The 15,914-nt window shown below is 70.6% G+C and carries 16 protein-coding genes, 1 tRNA gene and 1 pseudogene; 11 read left to right on the forward strand and 7 right to left on the reverse strand.

The genetic code is table 11. The annotated features are described in order from the left end of the window. The first annotated feature begins 179 nt into the window (after window positions 1-179). Genes OHB01_RS11595 through OHB01_RS11610 form a run of 4 tightly spaced genes read left to right on the forward strand, consistent with a single transcriptional unit; the run spans window position 180 to window position 3,500 of the window. Window positions 180-986 (forward strand): prolipoprotein diacylglyceryl transferase, encoded by an 807-nt coding sequence (locus OHB01_RS11595; RefSeq protein ID WP_221889978.1) that lies wholly within the window; start codon window positions 180-182, stop codon window positions 984-986. After that, on the forward strand, window positions 983-1,588 hold the full coding sequence (locus OHB01_RS11600; RefSeq protein ID WP_328708646.1) for a hypothetical protein: 606 nt from the start codon (window positions 983-985) through the stop codon (window positions 1,586-1,588). The genes OHB01_RS11595 and OHB01_RS11600 overlap by 4 nt, the downstream gene beginning before the upstream one ends. Continuing rightward, the gene (locus OHB01_RS11605) at window positions 1,585-3,153 is read left to right on the forward strand and encodes a radical SAM protein (RefSeq protein WP_147944562.1); all 1,569 of its coding nucleotides are present in this window, start codon (window positions 1,585-1,587) and stop codon (window positions 3,151-3,153) included. Before OHB01_RS11600 ends, OHB01_RS11605 begins: the two co-directional genes overlap by 4 nt. After that, window positions 3,150-3,500 carry a hypothetical protein gene (locus OHB01_RS11610; protein WP_328708645.1) on the forward strand — a complete coding sequence of 117 codons (351 nt, stop codon included), beginning with the start codon at window positions 3,150-3,152 and terminating at the stop codon, window positions 3,498-3,500. Before OHB01_RS11605 ends, OHB01_RS11610 begins: the two co-directional genes overlap by 4 nt. 12 nt (window positions 3,501-3,512) lie before the next feature. On the opposite strand, the gene OHB01_RS11615 is transcribed toward OHB01_RS11610, so the two are convergent. Further along, window positions 3,513-3,923: a VOC family protein gene (locus tag OHB01_RS11615; RefSeq protein ID WP_142650243.1), complete on the reverse strand. Its 411-nt coding sequence runs from the start codon at window positions 3,921-3,923 to the stop codon at window positions 3,513-3,515. A 125-nt stretch (window positions 3,924-4,048) separates the two neighbouring features. On the opposite strand from OHB01_RS11615, the gene OHB01_RS11620 reads away from it, so the two are divergent. Further along, window positions 4,049-5,014: an ankyrin repeat domain-containing protein gene (locus OHB01_RS11620; RefSeq protein WP_142650244.1), complete on the forward strand. Its 966-nt coding sequence runs from the start codon at window positions 4,049-4,051 to the stop codon at window positions 5,012-5,014. A gap of 406 nt (window positions 5,015-5,420) precedes the next feature. Then, on the forward strand, window positions 5,421-6,602 hold the full coding sequence (locus OHB01_RS11625; protein ID WP_142567879.1) for an ATP-binding protein: 1,182 nt from the start codon (window positions 5,421-5,423) through the stop codon (window positions 6,600-6,602). 105 nt (window positions 6,603-6,707) lie between these two features. Here OHB01_RS11625 and OHB01_RS11630 read toward each other — a convergent pair whose 3' ends face one another. Then, complete coding sequence (locus tag OHB01_RS11630; RefSeq protein ID WP_142650245.1) at window positions 6,708-7,538, reverse strand: MauE/DoxX family redox-associated membrane protein; 831 nt, start codon at window positions 7,536-7,538, stop codon at window positions 6,708-6,710. A 3-nt stretch (window positions 7,539-7,541) separates the two neighbouring features. Then, the gene (locus tag OHB01_RS11635) at window positions 7,542-8,543 is read right to left on the reverse strand and encodes a hypothetical protein (RefSeq protein WP_142650246.1); all 1,002 of its coding nucleotides are present in this window, start codon (window positions 8,541-8,543) and stop codon (window positions 7,542-7,544) included. A gap of 277 nt (window positions 8,544-8,820) precedes the next feature. Here OHB01_RS11635 and OHB01_RS11640 point away from each other — a divergent pair, with 277 nt between their 5' ends. Continuing rightward, window positions 8,821-9,318 (forward strand): SigE family RNA polymerase sigma factor, encoded by a 498-nt coding sequence (locus OHB01_RS11640; RefSeq protein WP_142625083.1) that lies wholly within the window; start codon window positions 8,821-8,823, stop codon window positions 9,316-9,318. A gap of 3 nt (window positions 9,319-9,321) precedes the next feature. Here OHB01_RS11640 and OHB01_RS11645 read toward each other — a convergent pair whose 3' ends face one another. Together OHB01_RS11645 and OHB01_RS11650 are read right to left on the reverse strand one after the other, a co-directional pair. Further along, window positions 9,322-10,335 (reverse strand): thermonuclease family protein, encoded by a 1,014-nt coding sequence (locus tag OHB01_RS11645; RefSeq protein WP_328708642.1) that lies wholly within the window; start codon window positions 10,333-10,335, stop codon window positions 9,322-9,324. Window positions 10,336-10,472: 137 nt separating this feature from the next. Then, on the reverse strand, window positions 10,473-10,970 hold the full coding sequence (locus tag OHB01_RS11650; protein ID WP_147944559.1) for a MarR family winged helix-turn-helix transcriptional regulator: 498 nt from the start codon (window positions 10,968-10,970) through the stop codon (window positions 10,473-10,475). 98 nt (window positions 10,971-11,068) lie between these two features. Between OHB01_RS11650 and OHB01_RS11655 the strand changes: the two genes are divergently transcribed. From OHB01_RS11655 to OHB01_RS11665, 3 genes are all read left to right on the forward strand, one after another. Further along, on the forward strand, window positions 11,069-11,632 hold the full coding sequence (locus OHB01_RS11655) for a YceI family protein (protein WP_142650248.1): 564 nt from the start codon (window positions 11,069-11,071) through the stop codon (window positions 11,630-11,632). A gap of 191 nt (window positions 11,633-11,823) precedes the next feature. Beyond that, window positions 11,824-11,913 (forward strand) — tRNA-Ser (locus tag OHB01_RS11660). 541 nt (window positions 11,914-12,454) lie between these two features. Beyond that, window positions 12,455-13,891, forward strand: coding sequence for a serine/threonine-protein kinase (locus tag OHB01_RS11665; RefSeq protein ID WP_328855330.1), 1,437 nt, complete (start codon window positions 12,455-12,457; stop codon window positions 13,889-13,891). 264 nt (window positions 13,892-14,155) lie between these two features. Here OHB01_RS11665 and OHB01_RS11670 read toward each other — a convergent pair whose 3' ends face one another. Together OHB01_RS11670 and OHB01_RS11675 are read right to left on the reverse strand one after the other, a co-directional pair. Then, entirely contained in the window at window positions 14,156-14,845 is a 690-nt protein-coding gene (locus OHB01_RS11670; protein ID WP_328855331.1) for a metal-dependent transcriptional regulator, read from the reverse strand. Between the two features lie 8 nt (window positions 14,846-14,853). After that, window positions 14,854-15,045, reverse strand: a pseudogene (locus OHB01_RS11675) (YbhB/YbcL family Raf kinase inhibitor-like protein); the annotation flags it as partial. A gap of 61 nt (window positions 15,046-15,106) precedes the next feature. On the opposite strand from OHB01_RS11675, the gene OHB01_RS11680 reads away from it, so the two are divergent. Then, complete coding sequence (locus tag OHB01_RS11680) at window positions 15,107-15,802, forward strand: GntR family transcriptional regulator (protein WP_142650250.1); 696 nt, start codon at window positions 15,107-15,109, stop codon at window positions 15,800-15,802. Window positions 15,803-15,914: the final 112 nt, after the last annotated feature.

Raw genomic sequence — 15,914 nt, forward strand, 5'->3', positions numbered from 1 at the left:
AACGTGCGCACGCGGGTTGCGCCCGCTTCTGTGGACAACGGGACTCCTGTGGATAAAGCCTGGGGCAATTGGCCGGAATCGCCGTATTGAGGGGCTGCAAGCCGTACGAATTGACGATCGGAATCGTCGGGGGCCGCGGCTAGGGTGGCGTCGTGCTTGAGCAACTACGTTTCGGTGGGGTGAGCGTGCCGACCCACGCGTTTTTCGTGGCTCTCGGCGTGATCCTCGCGAGCGTGGTGTTCGTCCTGGAGGCGCGGCGCCGGGGAGCCTTACGGGAGGAGTCGCTCGTCGCCGTCACCGGCGCGCTCGTCGGCGGGGCGATCGGCATACGGCTGTCCGGCTGGGCCGAGCATCTCGACCCCGCGCTCAATCCGAGCCTCGTCGAGGCGTGGATGTTCGGCGCCCGGAGCATCCTCGGCGGCCTGACCGGCGCGTACGCCGGGGTGCTGGTGGCGAAACGGCTGATCGGCTACCGGGAGCGCACCGGTGACCTGTTCGCGCCCGCCGTCGCGCTCGGCATGGCCGTCGGCCGCATCGGCTGCTTCCTCACCGAGGCCCCCGGCCGTCCCACGAGCCTGCCCTGGGGCGTCCACGCGCCCGCCACCGTGCCGGAATGCCCCGGATGCCTGTCCGGCCAGGCCATGCATCCTTCGCACCTGTACGAGACCGTGTTCCAGCTCGCCGCCTTCGGCGCGTTGCTGTGGGCGCGGAGCCGGGTCGACAGGCCGGGCGAGCTGTTCACCCTCTATCTGGGCGCGTACGCCGTCTTCCGGTTCCTCGTGGAGTTCACCAGGGCGAACGAGACGGTCTGGCTCGACCTGACCCGCCCGCAGTGGTTCCTCGTCCCGGGGCTCATGCTCCTCGCCGTCCGCCTCGGGATCGGATATCGCAAGGGGTTCTATGATCGGCTGCTCCCCTTCCGGGGCGAGCGGCGACCGCTGTTACCGGCCGTCCGTCTGTCGCCTGTGGGCGAGGAGGAGAGATGAGCACACCCCCCGAGCCGCCCGAGCGGCCGCACGACCCCCAGCCGCACGACCCCCAGCCGCCTCACGGCCCGGCAGGTCCGCCGCCTCAGGGCCCGGGCGGGCCGCATGGCCCCGGTCCCGGCGGCCCGTACGGCCCGTACGGCCCGGGTGCGCCGTACGGACCCGGCGCGCCGTACGGACCCGGTGGGCCGTATGGCCCCTCCGGCCCTCCCGGCCCTCCCGGCCCTCCCGGCCCACCAGGGCCACCAGGGCCGCCGCGCGCATGGCCGCCGCCTCCGCCCCCGAACACGACCGGTGTGGTCATCGCGCTGGCGATCGTGGGGGTCGTGGCCTACGGGATCGTCAATTTCGTGCTCTTCCTCGTGACCCTCGCGGTGGCGGACGGAGTCGCGAGCGACAACAAGAGCCTCGCGCTCGTCGGCGGAGCCGTGGTCCTCGCCCTGATCGCGTTCGGCGGAGGAACGCTGCTGATCCTCCTCCGCAAGCCGTGGTCGCGAGGGCTCGGGATGGGCCTGATGATCGGCTGGGCGCTCCTGACGATCTTCACTGCCGGCTTCTGCACCGGCGTCAACCCCTCGCTCTACACGGACGGTTTTCTGTGACCACCGGAATGCCCCTGCGGGGAGACCGCATCCTCCGCTACGTCAACGCGTTCTGCCCGCGCTGCCACGAGGAGCGGCCGGACCGCCCGCTGGCGGAGGTGCCGCGGCTGTCCGGCTGGCTCGCGGCCCGCGACGGCCGGGTCTACCTGGAGCGCGGCTGCCGCGCCCACGGCATGGTCAGGACCCTCTACGACGAGGACCCGGAGATCCTCGCCTACCTGGAGGAATGGACCGCTCCCACCAAGGCGCATCTGCCCGACGTCGCGGGGAACTTCGATCCGGTCCCGGAGGCGTACCTGCGCGGGCTGCCGGAGATGCAGACCCAGCACACATGCATCCTCCTCGAAGACGTCGCGGAGGCGTGCAACCTGCGCTGCCCGACCTGCTTCACCGACTCCTCGCCCGATCTGCGGGGGATCGTGCCGGTCCGGGAGGTGCTCGCCAACGTGGACCAGCGGCTGGCCCGGGAGAACGGCCGTCTCGACGTGCTCATGCTCAGCGGCGGCGAGCCGACCCTCCACCCCGATCTGCCCGAGCTGCTCGCCGAGCTGACGGCCCGGCCCGTCACCCGCATCCTGATCAACACCAACGGGCTCCTGGTGGCCAGGGACGACGCCCTGCTCGACCTGCTCACCGAGCACCGCGAACGCGTCGAGGTCTACCTGCAGTACGACGGCGTGTCGGCCGAGGCGTCCCGGCACCACAGAGGTGGCGACCTGCGGCGGCTCAAGGCGGAGGCGCTCCGGCGGCTGTCGGAACGGGAGATCTTCACGACGCTGGTCATGACGGCCGCCCTCGGCGTGAACGACGCCGAGATCGGCGACGTGGTGCGCCTGGCCCTCGACACGCCGTACGTCGGCGGGGTGTCGATCCAGCCGCAGTTCGGCTCGGGGCGGTCCGGTGTGATCGACCCGATGGACCGGCTCACCCACACCGGGGTGCTCAAACGCCTCGGCCCCCAGACGGACGGCCTGGTCACCTGGCGCGACCTGACCGCGCTGCCGTGCTCGCATCCGCACTGCTGCTCGGTCGGCTACATGATCAAGGATGACGCCGATCAGTGGCGCTCGCTGACCGCGTTGATCGGGCACGACCGCCTCAAGGAGAACCTCGGGCTCGTCTCCAACCGCATCGCCGACTCGGAGATCCCCCGCCAGCTCCGCATGGCCGTCCAGGAGTCGCTGCTCGGCCTGCTGTCGGAGCAGTCGTCGCTGTCGCATCCCGAGATCGGCAAGGTCTGGCGCGACATCTGCGAAAACTGCGACCTCGGGCTGACGACCCTGCTGACCCTCGCGTCCTCGGCCCTGCCCGGCCGCAAGCGGCGGTTGCGCCGGCTGCTGGGCGAACGGGTCGTACGCATCACGGTCAAGCCCTTCATGGACATGTCCACGATGCTGGAGGAGCGCCTGGTGCAGTGCTGTGTCCACGTCGGCACCCGCTCCGACCAGGACCAGTGCGCGCCGTTCTGCGCGGTCCAGGCCTGGCCGGCGCTCGCGCGTCAGCGCCTGTCCGCCGTCGCCGCGGCCGACGCAGGCGTACGGCTCCCGCTGGTGGAGATCACGTGAGCCTCCCGCACGGGGAGCCCGGCGACCGGCCGACCGGCGTCGCGTACGAGCAGGCGCGCGCCGCCGAGACGGCCCAGGCCCAGGCGTCCGGCGGCGGGCAGGCCACGCCGTACGACCCGCTGAAGCTGTGCGTCTACGCGACGGTGGCGCTGCTCGCCTGGCTGTTCGGGGCGTGGGCCGTGCTCGGGTTCGCGGCCCTGGGGTTCGCCGGATATTGGCGGGCCCGCCGCGCGGGGCTCACCAGGAGCAAGTGCTATCTCAGGGACACCCGGCTCGTCCTCGCCTACCTGGGCGTGATCGCCCTGGCCGCCGCGGCGGCCCTCGTGCTCCCGCACGTGTCCCGCTAGGGTGATGCGGCTTCAGTCGCGCTTGGGCCAGATCGGGCCCTGGTCGGTCCAGATGACGCCCTTGTTGCGGCACAGGCAGAAGGGGTGGCCGACCGGGTCGGTGTAGACCCGCCAGCCGTAGCCTTCGGGGCCGATGAAGTCCTGCTGCAGCGTCGCGCCGAGGTCGAGGACGCGGCGCTGCTCGGACTCGATGTCGTCCACCTCGAAGTCGAGGTGGAACTGCTTGGGGTGCTCGCTGTCGGGCCACTGCGGAGCGCGGTAGTCGTCCACTCGGATGAAAGCCAGCTCGATCTCGCCGAACGTGATGCCGGCCCAGTTGCCGTCGCTGCCTTCCTTGATCGGACGGCCCGTCACCGCGGAGTAGAAGGCCGCCAGCTTCATCGTGTCCGGGCAGTCGATGATGAAATCGGTGAGTCGCAGCATTCCGCGATCGTGTCACATGATCAAGGGGAGCCCGGCAAGGCCTGGTTCTCGCGAGACCCGCTCCGTCACGGAATTTGTCGGTGGGCTTCGCCATGATCTGCGTACCTACTCACCGAGGGAGCATCATGGCTGCCGCCCGGGAAGCGGACTGGTCTGGCATCGGCTGGGACGCCTGGAAGAACCTGCGGCTGATCCGGGCCCGGCTCGACGCGGGCGCCGACCCCGATGCGGCCGACTTTTACTTCGGGCCACCCTTGCACAGAGCCGCCGAATGGGGCTCTCCCGGGGTGGTGGCGGAATTGGCCGCCCGGGTCGACGACGTGGACGCCGAGCACGAGGGCCGTACGGCGCTGTGGACGGCCGTCTTCGCCGACCGTCCGGACAACGCCCGGATCCTGGCCGAGGCCGGAGCCGACCCGTGGCGGCCGATGATGAACGGCTGGTCGCCCGGACGGCTGAGCCTGGCTACGCCGACCCCCGGCCTGTTCGGCGATCTCGGCGGGCGGCCCCGTCTGACCGACGCCGAGGCCGCCGCCGTGCAGGAAGCCGGACGTCTGATCGCCGCCGTGGGTGGCTTCCCCGACGACGGCCTGAGCGTGGCCTGTGTGGCAGGGATAACGGCCGCCGAGGTGGTACGCCGCCTGGGAGCCGGCCCGGAGGCGGTCGATCCCGAAGCGCTCATGGAAGATCCGTGGATGGACCTCGACGACAGCCTCGCCGTCGTCGGCGTCACCGATGTTCCCGGCGGCTGTGTGGTCAGCCAGCCGTGGGGATACACGCCGTCAACACCCGGTGTCACGGAGCGCCTGTCGGTCGGCACGGTCTGCTACGCCATGTTCGCCAACCCCAAGAGCGGCAACCAGGGCAGCGTCGCCCGGGACGGCGAGATCGTGGAGTGGGACACCCATCCCGGTGGTGGCGATCCGTCGCCGGAGAACCCGGCAGAGGAGATCCTCCGGAGGTACCTCTTCAACAGGCACGCCGTTGCGTACTGCTGTGCGGGCGCGGGCATACGCCCGACGGACGCGGGACCGATAGCGGGGCAGCCCGACACGTGGGTAAGGCTCCCCGACCGCGACTACTGGGGCTGACCGACTGGAGCCGACCCGCCGGCCGGGCCGCGGAAACCCCTGTGAGTGCGCCGCTGAACGACGGTGTTTGACGGAGCTTTTCGCGGAAAGCTCGCGCAGGTGTTCGATGACGCGCTACAGTCTTGGCCATCGGATCGAACACGGGTTCGGTCGAGTTCCGGCTGGTAAGGGGTGTGTGATGGCTGTTTCCACGGTGTCCGTCGCCCCTGCTCCGGCCGGCGGCGCATCCGTGGTGTTCGATCCGGTCGTGCCATCCCCGGCTCCGCCCGTCGTCGTCCCGGTCGTCCCGGCTCAGGCTCCGCCCGCCGCCGGGCGGTGCGTGCCGCGGCCGCGCCGGGCGACACGCCCTACCGCTCTCTACGGAAATCTACGACGGCCGCTATATCCCGTCATAAAGTCCGAGAGCGTGGACCCCGTGCGCAATCCCTACGCCCCCGGCGCCGGCCAGCGCCCCCCGGAACTCGCCGGCCGCGACCGCGAGCTGCAGCAGTTCGAGATCGTGCTCGAGCGGGTCGCCCGTGGCCGCCCCGAGCGGAGCATGGTCCTCACCGGCCTGCGCGGCGTGGGCAAGACCGTCCTGCTCAACACGTTCAAGTCCATGGCCATGCAGCGGCTGTGGGGCACCGGCAAGATCGAGGCCAGGCCCGACCAGTCGATCCGCCGCCCGGTTGCCGCCGCGCTGCACATGGCCATCAGGGAGCTCGCGCCCCGGCACCGCGCCCCCGAGCGGATCGAGGAGTTCCTCGGCGTGCTCAAGGCGTTCGCGATGCGCGACCCCGCCGCGGCGAAGGGCACCTCGCACTGGTCGCCCGGCATCGACGTGCCCGCCGCGCGCGGCCGGGCCGACTCCGGCGACCTGGAGATCGACCTGACCGAGCTGTTCGTCGACGCCGCGGGCGTGGCGACCGACCTCGGTGTCGGCATCGCGCTGTTCATCGACGAGATGCAGGACGTGCAGGCGCCCGACGTTTCGGCCCTGTGCGCGGCCTGCCACGAGCTGTCGCAGAACGGCGGCCCGTTGATCGTCGTCGGCGCCGGCCTGCCCCACCTGCCGAGCGTGCTGTCGGCGAGCAAGAGCTACTCCGAGCGGCTGTTCCGATACGCTCGCATCGACCGGCTCGACCGCGACGCCGCCGACCTGGCGCTGATCGCCCCGGCCGCCCGCGAGGACGTCGAGTTCACTCCCGACGCGCTCGACGCGCTGTATGAGGCGGCCGACGGCTACCCCTACTTCGTCCAGGCGTACGGCAAGGTCGCCTGGGACCTCGCCCCGCGCAGCCCGATCACGGCCGAGGACATCAAGGTGTCGGCCCCGGAGGCCGAGGAGGAGCTCGCGGTGGGCTTCTTCGGCAGCCGATATGAGCGGGCCACCCCCGCCGAGCGCGACTACATGCACGCCATGGCCCAGCTCGGGGACGACCCGGTGCCGACTGCCGAGGTGGCCGAGACGCTGGGCCGCAAGCCGTCGAGCCTGTCCCCGGCTCGCGACAGCCTGATCAAGAAAGGCCTGATCTACAGCGCCGAGCGCGGCGTGATCGGGTTCACCGTGCCGCATTTCGGGAGGTTCCTCCGCGCGCAGCCGCTATGAGTGGCGCGCCCATCGACCTCTCTACGGCTTTCTAGAGGGGAAGCTAGAGAGCCGTAGAGAGCTGAAGTGAAAGACCTCGATGCGGGAATCTACGCGTGTATAGCGTCAGGCCGATACAGGCGTAGATTCCCGCAGAGAGGCGTCGCCGAGCTCGTCGGGCGCGACCACCTGGCCGTCCGCCCCGACCATGACGGCCCGTACGGCGGGACGCCGCCCGCTGAGCTGCACGGCGAACACGACCTCCGCCTCGCCCCGGGCCGGGAAGACGAAGAACCGCCAGCACAGTTCACGCCACATGTCGGAGGGCTCGTCCGCCACCAGCGACCCGGCGTGGGCCCGCCACGCCGCGCTGGCCCGCAGCCGCGACAGCGCCCGCCCTGGCGGCATCGGCCGCTGCTCGCACGGCGCCCGGTGACGCAGACGCGAGACGACACCGTCGATCTCGGGTGAGCAGGCGAGCAGCAGGGCGACCCCTCCGCCGATCCACGGCATGGTCTCCGCGGTGAGATGCGGCAGTCCCGTGAGGTTTTCGGCCCCGATCAGGGCCGCCATCGCGGTCAGCGCCGCGGCCCGGCCGATCGACCGCAGTCCGACCGGGGTGTCGCTCACGTCTCCGAAGCAGCCGCACCCCACGTCCGGCCGGCGCCTGCGCAGATCCCACAGCACGTACGTCGCCACGGCGAAGAACACGGCCGGCAGCCACCGGGCGGCCGGGTGGTCCACGACCAGCAGGCCGGCCGCAAGCGCGAACTCGACCAGCGCGCAGACGATCATGGCGGCCTTGGCGAAGCGTTCCGGCATGAGCACCGCCGGGCCGAGCCGGGCCAGCGCGCCCGGCGACGTCTCGCGCCCGACCGTGGCCAGTTTGGCGACGCCCCCCAGCACCAGCGTCACCACGAGGATCGGCAGCGCGGCAGCCGCGATGGTCGAAAGCACCGGTCACCCCAATCCGACGCGGGCATTGAAGCAGCCCTTGGTCAAGTCTCCACCGAGCGCGACGTACGAGGACGCGGTCAGTTCCACGATCCTCCCGCGCGGGGACGTGCCGCATTCCAGACATCGGTCGCAGAACCGCCCCGTGAGGCATCCGCACGCGACGATCGGCAGCACGTCCGCCCGGCCGTCGCACACGTTGCGTACGCGCAGCACCGAGCCCAGCGCGAGATAGGGCAGGCCGGCGCAGGAGACGCCCGCGTCGCCGCAGCCGGTGTCCTCCCGTTCGAGCATGGGATAGGCGACGCCGTTCTCCGCGACGCCCTTCTCAGCGAAATCCGGGAGGTCCGGGAGGTCCGCGAAGTCGGTGAGATCGGCCCACACCGCCGTTCCCGAGATGCCCGTCTCGTTCCCGCCGTACGTCGCCTGCGGCGGGGGCACGGCCGTGGCCCGGTACGGCGGCTGCGAGGTCGCGGGCAGATGCGCGAGCGCCGTGCCCTGGTCGAGCAGCCCGATCGCGTCGAACAGGTAGCCCGGCTCCAGCTTGGGATGCCGCACCCGGATGCGACCGGACGAGCGGTAGGGCACGACGATGGACCGTTCCCTTCGGTGCGGGCCGCAGTCGAGCTCGACGGTGAGGTCGCGCCTGCCGCCGACCTCCCGGATGACGCCGGTGATCCGGGTGATGTCCGCCCAGATGCGCTCGGCGACCGTGCCGCCGCGCAGCGCCCGGACGACGATCTGCGCCCCGGTCGGCAGGTCGGCGGGCGCCACTGTGCCCCCGCGCCAGGCGGTCGCCCACGGCGCGATCACCAGGCGCCGCTGCTCGCCGCCTGCGGTCTCGACGATGAGCAGATGCGGGCTCACGTCGAGCAGCTCGCCGCTGACCACGTCGAACGGCTCCGTCTCCTCCGGCGACCGCGGCGCGGGCCGGGGGTCGCGGCCGAGAACGGCCGCCGCCAGCTTCCGCCTGCGCTCTCCGGCCCGGTACGGCTTCGCCCCTTCCACGCTCTCCAGCCTCACATGCCGGAGGGGGATGGAGAGGTAGTTTTCCGGGCGATGGTGGCGTCCGGGATCAATATTCCTCCTCCCGGTGCAAGGCGTTGCCACCTGTTTCGGGCAAACCACAGCCCGGCAGGACGTACGGCACGGGCGACGGGCCGCCACCGGCTTGCCCGCTCTTTGCCCAGGCAGGTGCGAAACCTGGATTTCGGTTCAGCCGGATCCAGCAGCGCGGCTGCGATTCTGGCACGAGATGCCTCTCTGGCCGGGTTGGTGATCCCAGATCGTGAACCATGAGGAGTTTCGCACGTACGTCCAGTCTCGCGGGGCGGCCCTGCTCCGCGTGGCCAACCAGTTGACCGGCAATCCCTGCGACGCCGAAGACCTTCTGCAGACCGCTCTCGCGCGTACGTACCTCGCGTGGGACCGCATCCGTGATCGGTCGTCGCTCGACGGCTACGTGCGGCGGGCGATGGTGAACATCAACATCTCCTGGTGGCGGCGGCGCAAGCTGGAGGAATACCCCTCAGAGGAGCTCCCCGACGTACCGGTGCAGCAGGACGCGCGGCACCGGTACGACGAGCTGGAGCAGGCGCTCGACCGCCTCCCCGCACGGCAGCGTACGGCGATCGTGCTGCGCTACTACGAGGACATGACCGAGCCCGAGATCGCCAGGACCCTCGGGATCAGCGTGGGCACGGTCAAGAGCTCGGTCTCGCGCGGCATGGCCAAACTGCGCGGCGACCTGGTCGTGCCCGACGCCCGCAAAAGGGTCAACTGACCGTCATCTCTCGCAGACGATGCCGTCGTCGTCGCGGTCGTCGTACCACTCGTACTCGAGGTCTCTCCCGCGGTAGTACGGGCCGTAGCCGTTGGCGTTCGCCTCCGCGCAGGTGCCGAACTTGGGGTCGGTCGTGGCGCCCGGGCTGGGGCTGGGAGTCGGAGACGGGCTGACCGCGACCGAGTTGGTGTCGCCCTGCGGGATGGGCTCGGGGGAGTACGACGTGCCGGGCGGGGCCGGGGACGCGTCCACCGGCTCGATCGGCGCCGGGGTCAGGGCGTCGCCACCGGTCCCCGAGGGGGTCTGCACACCCGAGCGCTTGTCGTAGGTGTCGGCCGCCCAGCACCCCGACCACAGGCCCTGCTTGTCCATCTGGGCGCGGACCTGCTCCCAGTATTGCCACTCGGTGAAGCTGTGCTCGGGGAAGGAGTTCACGGCCTGGGCCAGGCCGGTCCTGACCATGTCGCCGTTGACGTAGACCCCCGTGGACGACCACAGGTAGATCAGGATGCGCCCCTGATCGGGCACCTGCTCGGCGGCCTGGACGTACGCCGGCTTGCCCGGCGGGAGCAGGGTCATGAGGCGGGCGAGCGCCTCCTCGGACCAGCAGGCGCCCTTGGCGGGGGCGTCCGCCTCCAGCAGGCCGATCCGTACGGTCCTGCCGCTCGCGGTGACGACGTCCGCGGTGTCGCCGTCCAGGATCTTCTTGACGGTCACCTGGACGGTGTCCTTCGGCACGCCTTTCGGCCGGGCCGTCGTCGTCTTCGGCGTCTTGGCCGTCGTGGTCTTGGTCGTCTTGGGGGCCGGCTTCGGGGTGATCGTCTTGGTGACGGTGACCACCGGCTGCGGGCTCGGGCTCGTGGCGGCGGCCGTCTGCGTCTGCGTCTGAGCGGGCGTCGGGCTGGGGCTCGGGCTCGGTGAGGCCGCGGCCGCGGCGAACGCGGAGGTGGAAGCGGCGACCGGAACCGCGAGGACGGCGGTGGCGAGGATGGCGAGTGCGTGCGAGGGGAAACGCACGGGTGCTCCATGGGCTCGGGTACGGGGGGCTGCGTCGGCTGTCGGAAAGCCGTTTCCTGGATTATGGAGTCCACCAGAAAACGATCGTTTACGCCACCCCGTCCGGTCGGTTCCCAGGAATCACGTTCCGGGGTGTATCAGCCTGTCTTGGCCCTCGGCGCCCTGCTCACCTCCCGTACGCCGGCGGTCGCGCAGGGCCGTACGACGTCGCGGATCATCCGCAGCGTCTCCAGGAAGTCGGCGAGCCGGTTTTCGGGCAGCAGCCCGGTGAACCAGGTCTCGATGTCGTCGATGTGCCTGGGGAGCACGGCCCGCAGGCGTTCCGCTCCCGCCTCGCTCAGCACGGCGTAAGAGGCACGGCGGTCGGTGGCACAGCCATGCCGCTCGACGAGCCCGTCGCGTTCCAGTCGGTCGACCACGCGCGTGATCCCGCTCGTGGACAGTGAGGTCTGGGCGGCGAGGTCGCTCATCCGCAGCCGCCGTTCGGGCGAGCGGGCAAGACGGAGCAGGGTCTCGAAGTCGACCTCGGAGAGTCCGGCGGCGGCCAGCGTCGGGCTGGTCTTGCTGCACAGCCCGGTGTAAACCTCCGCCAACAGGCCCATCGCCGTGAGCCGGGGGTCGTCGAATGGGTCCATGGTCCAAGTCTACGCCACGATAGTTGACGCGAGGAATATTTCTCCGGTAGACATTTGCTGAGTGAGACATCCGCACAGCAACAATCAGGGGAGCAGCCATGAGCATCCGTGAGTGGGAGGGCCTGAAGGTCCCGTCGGCCGGCGAGTTCGCGTTGGACAAGGCCCACACGCGCGTCGGCTTCGTCGTCAAGCACATGATGGTCAGCAAGGTCCGCGGCCACTTCGCCGACTACGACGGCAAGATCGCCATCGCCGAGAACCCGCTCGAGTCGAGCGTGGACGTCGTGATCAAGGCGGGCACCATCGAGACCGGCGCGGCCGACCGCGACGGCCACCTGCGCAGCGACGACTTCCTGAGCGCCGACAAGTTCCCCGAGATCACCTTCCGCAGCAAGCGGGTGAGCAACCTGTCGGGCAACGAGTTCACGCTCGTCGGCGACCTCACGGTGCGTGACGTGACCAAGGAGGTCGAGCTCAAGGTCGAGTTCAACGGCGCCGCCAACAACCCGTGGGGCCAGGAGATCTTCGGGTTCGAAGCGTCGACCGAGATCGACCGCGAGGAGTTCGGCCTGACCTGGAACCAGGCCCTGGAGACCGGTGGCGTCCTCGTCGGCAAGAAGGTCAAGATCGAGATCGAGGGCGAGGCCGTCCGCCAGGCGTAGCCCGTGCTGAGGCTGAGGCGGGTTATCCACACTGCGTACACAGCCCTTGTCCACATCCTGTGGACAGGGGCTGTGCATCCATCCAAACGCCCGCAGCGTGGGATCTCTGGAATGATCCCGTACGACGCTCGGCAATCCGCTTTGCCGCCTTGGACGATCGCCGGTACGCTGTGCTGAGCAACGCGCTACCAGGAGGCTTCGCCTAGTCAGGTCTATGGCGCCGCACTGCTAATGCGGTTTGGGTCTTAAGCCCATCCGGGGTTCAAATCCCCGAGCCTCCGCAGTTCAAAGCCCCTCTCGCTGACTCCAGTGAGAGGGGCTTTTGATTTCCAGACCCGTGCGGGTTGCAGTTCCAGTTGCAATTGGTGGTCGTCTCCCCGAGAGCGGCGCCGCTTGCGCTCGCCGGTGTCCTTCACCTGGGGACTGGCGACGTAGGTGTAACGCTGGGTCGGCGTCACGCGCGCGTGGCCGAGGATCTCCTGTACGACCCAGACATGGACGCCCTGCTCAACGAGGAGCGTCCAGACGGCCGCAGACAGGGTGCGCTTCGGCGAGGGTTTGCTACGGATCGTCCACCGGCCGAGGGGAACCTGTGCAGAGGGCTCCGGAGTGTTGACGTCATCCCTCTGGACGCGGACGGCTCGTGGGTCTGGAAGCAGGCGCGGCTCCCCTCGGCCGGCCCTGACGGTGGAAGCGGCGATCACACCGGCGGGTTCCTCTACGAAGCGGGATCGTATTGACTGGACCCCGTCCGCGTTGACGATCGTTTCGTGTCGGAAAGAACACCGGCTCCGGTAACGTCGCCTCCGTTTCCGCGTACCCGTGGAGGATGAGTTGCAAGGGTCGCAGCAGCTTCGCACGGATGATCCCCGTCAGGTCGGTGCGTACCGGATCGTCGGTCTGCTCGGTGAAGGCGGCCAGGGCGTGGTGTACCGGGGCGTGGGGGTGAACGCCGAGCCTGTCGCGGTCAAGTTGTTGCACGCGCGGTTCAGCGGGGACGCCAAGGCCCGAGCGCGGTTCGCGGCTGAGCTGGCGCACGCCGGAAAGGTCGCCGCGTTCTGTACGGCACGCGTGCTGGACGCGGACGTGGAAGGCGACAGGCCCTACATCGTCAGCGAGTTCGTGGACGGTCCGGCGCTCTCCCAGGTGATCGCGGCCGGCCGGTCGCCTCAGGGGCCCGCACTGGAGAGGCTGGCGATCGCGACGGTGACCGCGCTCGCCGCCATCCACGAGGCCGGGATCGTGCACCGCGACTTCAAGCCCAGCAACGTCATCATGGGCGCCGATGGGCCACGCGTCATCGACTTCGGCATCGCGCGAGTCCTGGACGCGACCGGCACGTTGTCGAGTGCGATCGTCGGCACGCCCGCTTTCATGGCACCCGAGCAGATCGAGGGGGGCGAGGTCGGCCCGGCCGCAGACGTCTTCGCCTGGGCGTGCACCATCGCCTACGCCGCCAACGGCGTCACGCCGTTCGGGCAGGACTCGATCCCCGCGGTGATGCACCGCATCCTGACCGGCGAGCCCGACCTCGGCCGGCTTGGGGGAGCGCTGCACGGCATCGTGACCGAATGCCTCGCCAAGGACCCTGCCCGGCGCCCCAGCGCACGCGCGATCCTGCTCCGTCTGCTCGGCGGGACGCAGTCCTCGTCGGCACCGGAGACGTTGCTCATCGCGGGTGCGCGGGCCTCGGCATCAGGCACCCTGATTTCCGCTGAGCCCACCCGGCCGCTCGGGGAGCCGCCTACCCGGCAGGTCGCGCGACCGGCGGCGCCAGGCGGCGAGCGGACCGGTGCGGGCCGCCGGGCGACGGCATACGCGGTCGCGGCCGCGGCCCTCTTCCTGGGCGCCGCGACGTTCCTTCCCTGGGGAAGGGTCGGGAAGCTGCTCGGGTCGATCACTCAGCCCATCGACAATGCCGACGTCGCCGGTCTCGCGACACAGTGGGGAGTCATCACCCTGGTCATGGCCGTGGCCGCGATGGCCGTCGCCGTCACCGACGCGCTCACCCGGCGTCTGTCCGCCGCCTGGGCGGTCGTGCCCGGCGGCGTCGCGGCCGCGTCGATGGCCGCGTTCTGGATCCGTCAGGACGACCTGCACTCCAAGCATCCCAGCGCGGGGATGCTGACGGCCGATGATCTGCGCGAGCTCGGAACGAGCTTCCACGTCTCCATCTCCTACGGCTGGTACACGGCGATCGCGCTGGCCGCGGTCCTCGTGGTGCTGTCGCTGGTCTCCCTGCTGGTCCGCCGATCCTGACGACTCAGCCGTGGGCGGCCTCGGTGACGGCCTCCCCCCGTGCGCGTGAGCACTCCAGCGGGCCCGGGATGGGATCGGCGCGCTCGGCGACGACGAGTATGGGCGGCTCATCAAGGGCGGCCTGGAGCGGGTGGCCGAGCAGTTGGGCGACACCGTCTGATCGCGCGCCCGGTTTGTCCTGACCGCCGCTGGGCCACAGCCGCGCGCCAGGATCCCCGTCCGCGCCAGGGCCCGGCGCGCGCCCGCCGGTCGGACCGGCTGGGCTCAGCGCTTGGCCACGAAGATGTGGGCGGCGGTCCGTGTGGGGAGCTCGGCGCGCTCCCCGCTGCTGCCGACCAGCAGGCCGCCGGGTGACGACGTCACGTTCACGACCGCGCCGGGCCGTACCCCTGCCTGCCGCAGGGCGTACATCAGCCGGGGGTCGGTCTGGAGCGGCTCCCCGATGCGCCGTACGACCACGCTCATGCTCGGTCCGGGCTGCAGATCGCCGAGGCTGACGACGCCCTCGCCGAGGAACGGATCCGTGGTCGGCCTCGCGCCGAGCTCCTCCAGGCCCGGGATCGGGTTGCCGTACGGCGACTCGGCCGGGTGTCCCAGCAGGTCGAGGACGCGGCGTTCGACGGCCTCGCTCATCACGTGCTCCCAGCGGCAGGCCTCCGCGTGGACGTGTTCCCACTCCAGCCCGATCACGTCGACGAGCAGGCACTCCGCGAGGCGGTGCTTGCGCATCACGCGCGTGGCGATCCGCCGTCCCTGCTCCGTCAGCTCCAGGCGCCTGTCACCCGCGACGTACAGCAGACCGTCGCGCTCCATGCGCGCGACGGTCTGGCTGACGGTGGGGCCACGCGGGTGCAGGCGCTCGGCGATGCGGGCACGCAGGGGGACCACGCCGTCCTCCTCGAACTCCAGGACGGTACGGAGATACATCTCCGTGGTGTCGATGAGCCCGGACATGCGGTTCGTCAGGCGGGGGTTTCGGCGGTCGCGATCAGGACCGCGCGGCCGAGGGTGTGGCCGGCCATGGTGAAGCCGAGGAGGGCCGGGGTGGCGTCGGCCGGGACGCCGATGGACTCGACGTCGAGGGCGTGTACGACGACGAAGTAGCGGTGCAGGCCGTGCCCCGCCGGCGGCGCGGCGCCGATGAAGCGGACCTCGCGGACGTCGTTGGGCGAGCATCAATAATCGATTATTTGTGTAATCGTCTATGATGTGTGCATGGATCAGGTCGCCCCTCCGGCTTCCCCGGGGAAGCAGATGCTCTCCGAGCAGGTCTACGCCCACCTGCGGGACGCGATCATGCGCGGGGTCTACGCTCCCGGTGACGCCCTCAAACCGCAGGACATCGCCAAGGAACAGGGCGTGAGCCTGGCGGTGGTGCGCGAGGCGCTCGTACGGGTGGTCGGTGAGGGGCTCGCCGACCGGCTGCCCAACCGCGGCTTCGCCGTCCCGGCCTTCTCCGACCGCCGCTGGCAGGAGATCGCCGAGGCCCGCCGGACCATCGAACCGGTCGTGCTGCGCATGTCCATCGAGCGCGGTGACGTCGACTGGGAGGCCCGGGTGCGAGCCGCCCACCACCGTCTGGCCCGCACCCCTGCGTTCGTACGGGAGGAGGGCGAGCACTACAGCAGCGCATGGTCGGAGGCCCATCGGGTCTTCCACCGCACGCTGCTGGAGGGCTGCGGCAACCCCGTCCTGCTGGAGACCTTCGACCGGATGTGGACCGCGAGCGAGCTGGCCCGCCGCTGGGCGGCGCAGCGCGACCCCGGCAGGGACGGCATCGGCGAGCATCGCAGGCTGGAGGAGGCGGCGCTGGCCCGCGACGCCGATACCGCCGCCGAGGTCCTGGCCCGGCACCTCACCCAGACCGCGGCCGCTCTGACCGGCGACGCCCGGCAGGCCGATGAAGCATAAGTGTTCCTATTACGCTCTTCCGGCCTCTCGCCGTCGCCCGTGGAGGCGCCGCTCGTGCAGGCAGCGCCCGCGCAGGCCGCAGCAAGCTCCCGTAGATCTCAATCCACGAAAG

It is taken from the genome of Microbispora hainanensis (assembly GCF_036186745.1).
In the GTDB taxonomy this organism is placed as follows: Bacteria; Actinomycetota; Actinomycetes; order Streptosporangiales; family Streptosporangiaceae; genus Microbispora.

Coding starts and splice junctions, on each gene's coding strand:
- OHB01_RS11680 (WP_142650250.1), top strand. CDS start 15,107: ATGGATCAGGTCGCCCCTCCGGCTTCCCCGGGGAAGCAGATGCTCTCC.
- OHB01_RS11670 (WP_328855331.1), bottom strand. CDS start 14,845: ATGTCCGGGCTCATCGACACCACGGAGATGTATCTCCGTACCGTCCTG.
- OHB01_RS11620 (WP_142650244.1), top strand. CDS start 4,049: ATGGCTGCCGCCCGGGAAGCGGACTGGTCTGGCATCGGCTGGGACGCC.
- OHB01_RS11600 (WP_328708646.1), top strand. CDS start 983: ATGAGCACACCCCCCGAGCCGCCCGAGCGGCCGCACGACCCCCAGCCG.
- OHB01_RS11655 (WP_142650248.1), top strand. CDS start 11,069: ATGAGCATCCGTGAGTGGGAGGGCCTGAAGGTCCCGTCGGCCGGCGAG.
- OHB01_RS11615 (WP_142650243.1), bottom strand. CDS start 3,923: ATGCTGCGACTCACCGATTTCATCATCGACTGCCCGGACACGATGAAG.
- OHB01_RS11650 (WP_147944559.1), bottom strand. CDS start 10,970: ATGGACCCATTCGACGACCCCCGGCTCACGGCGATGGGCCTGTTGGCG.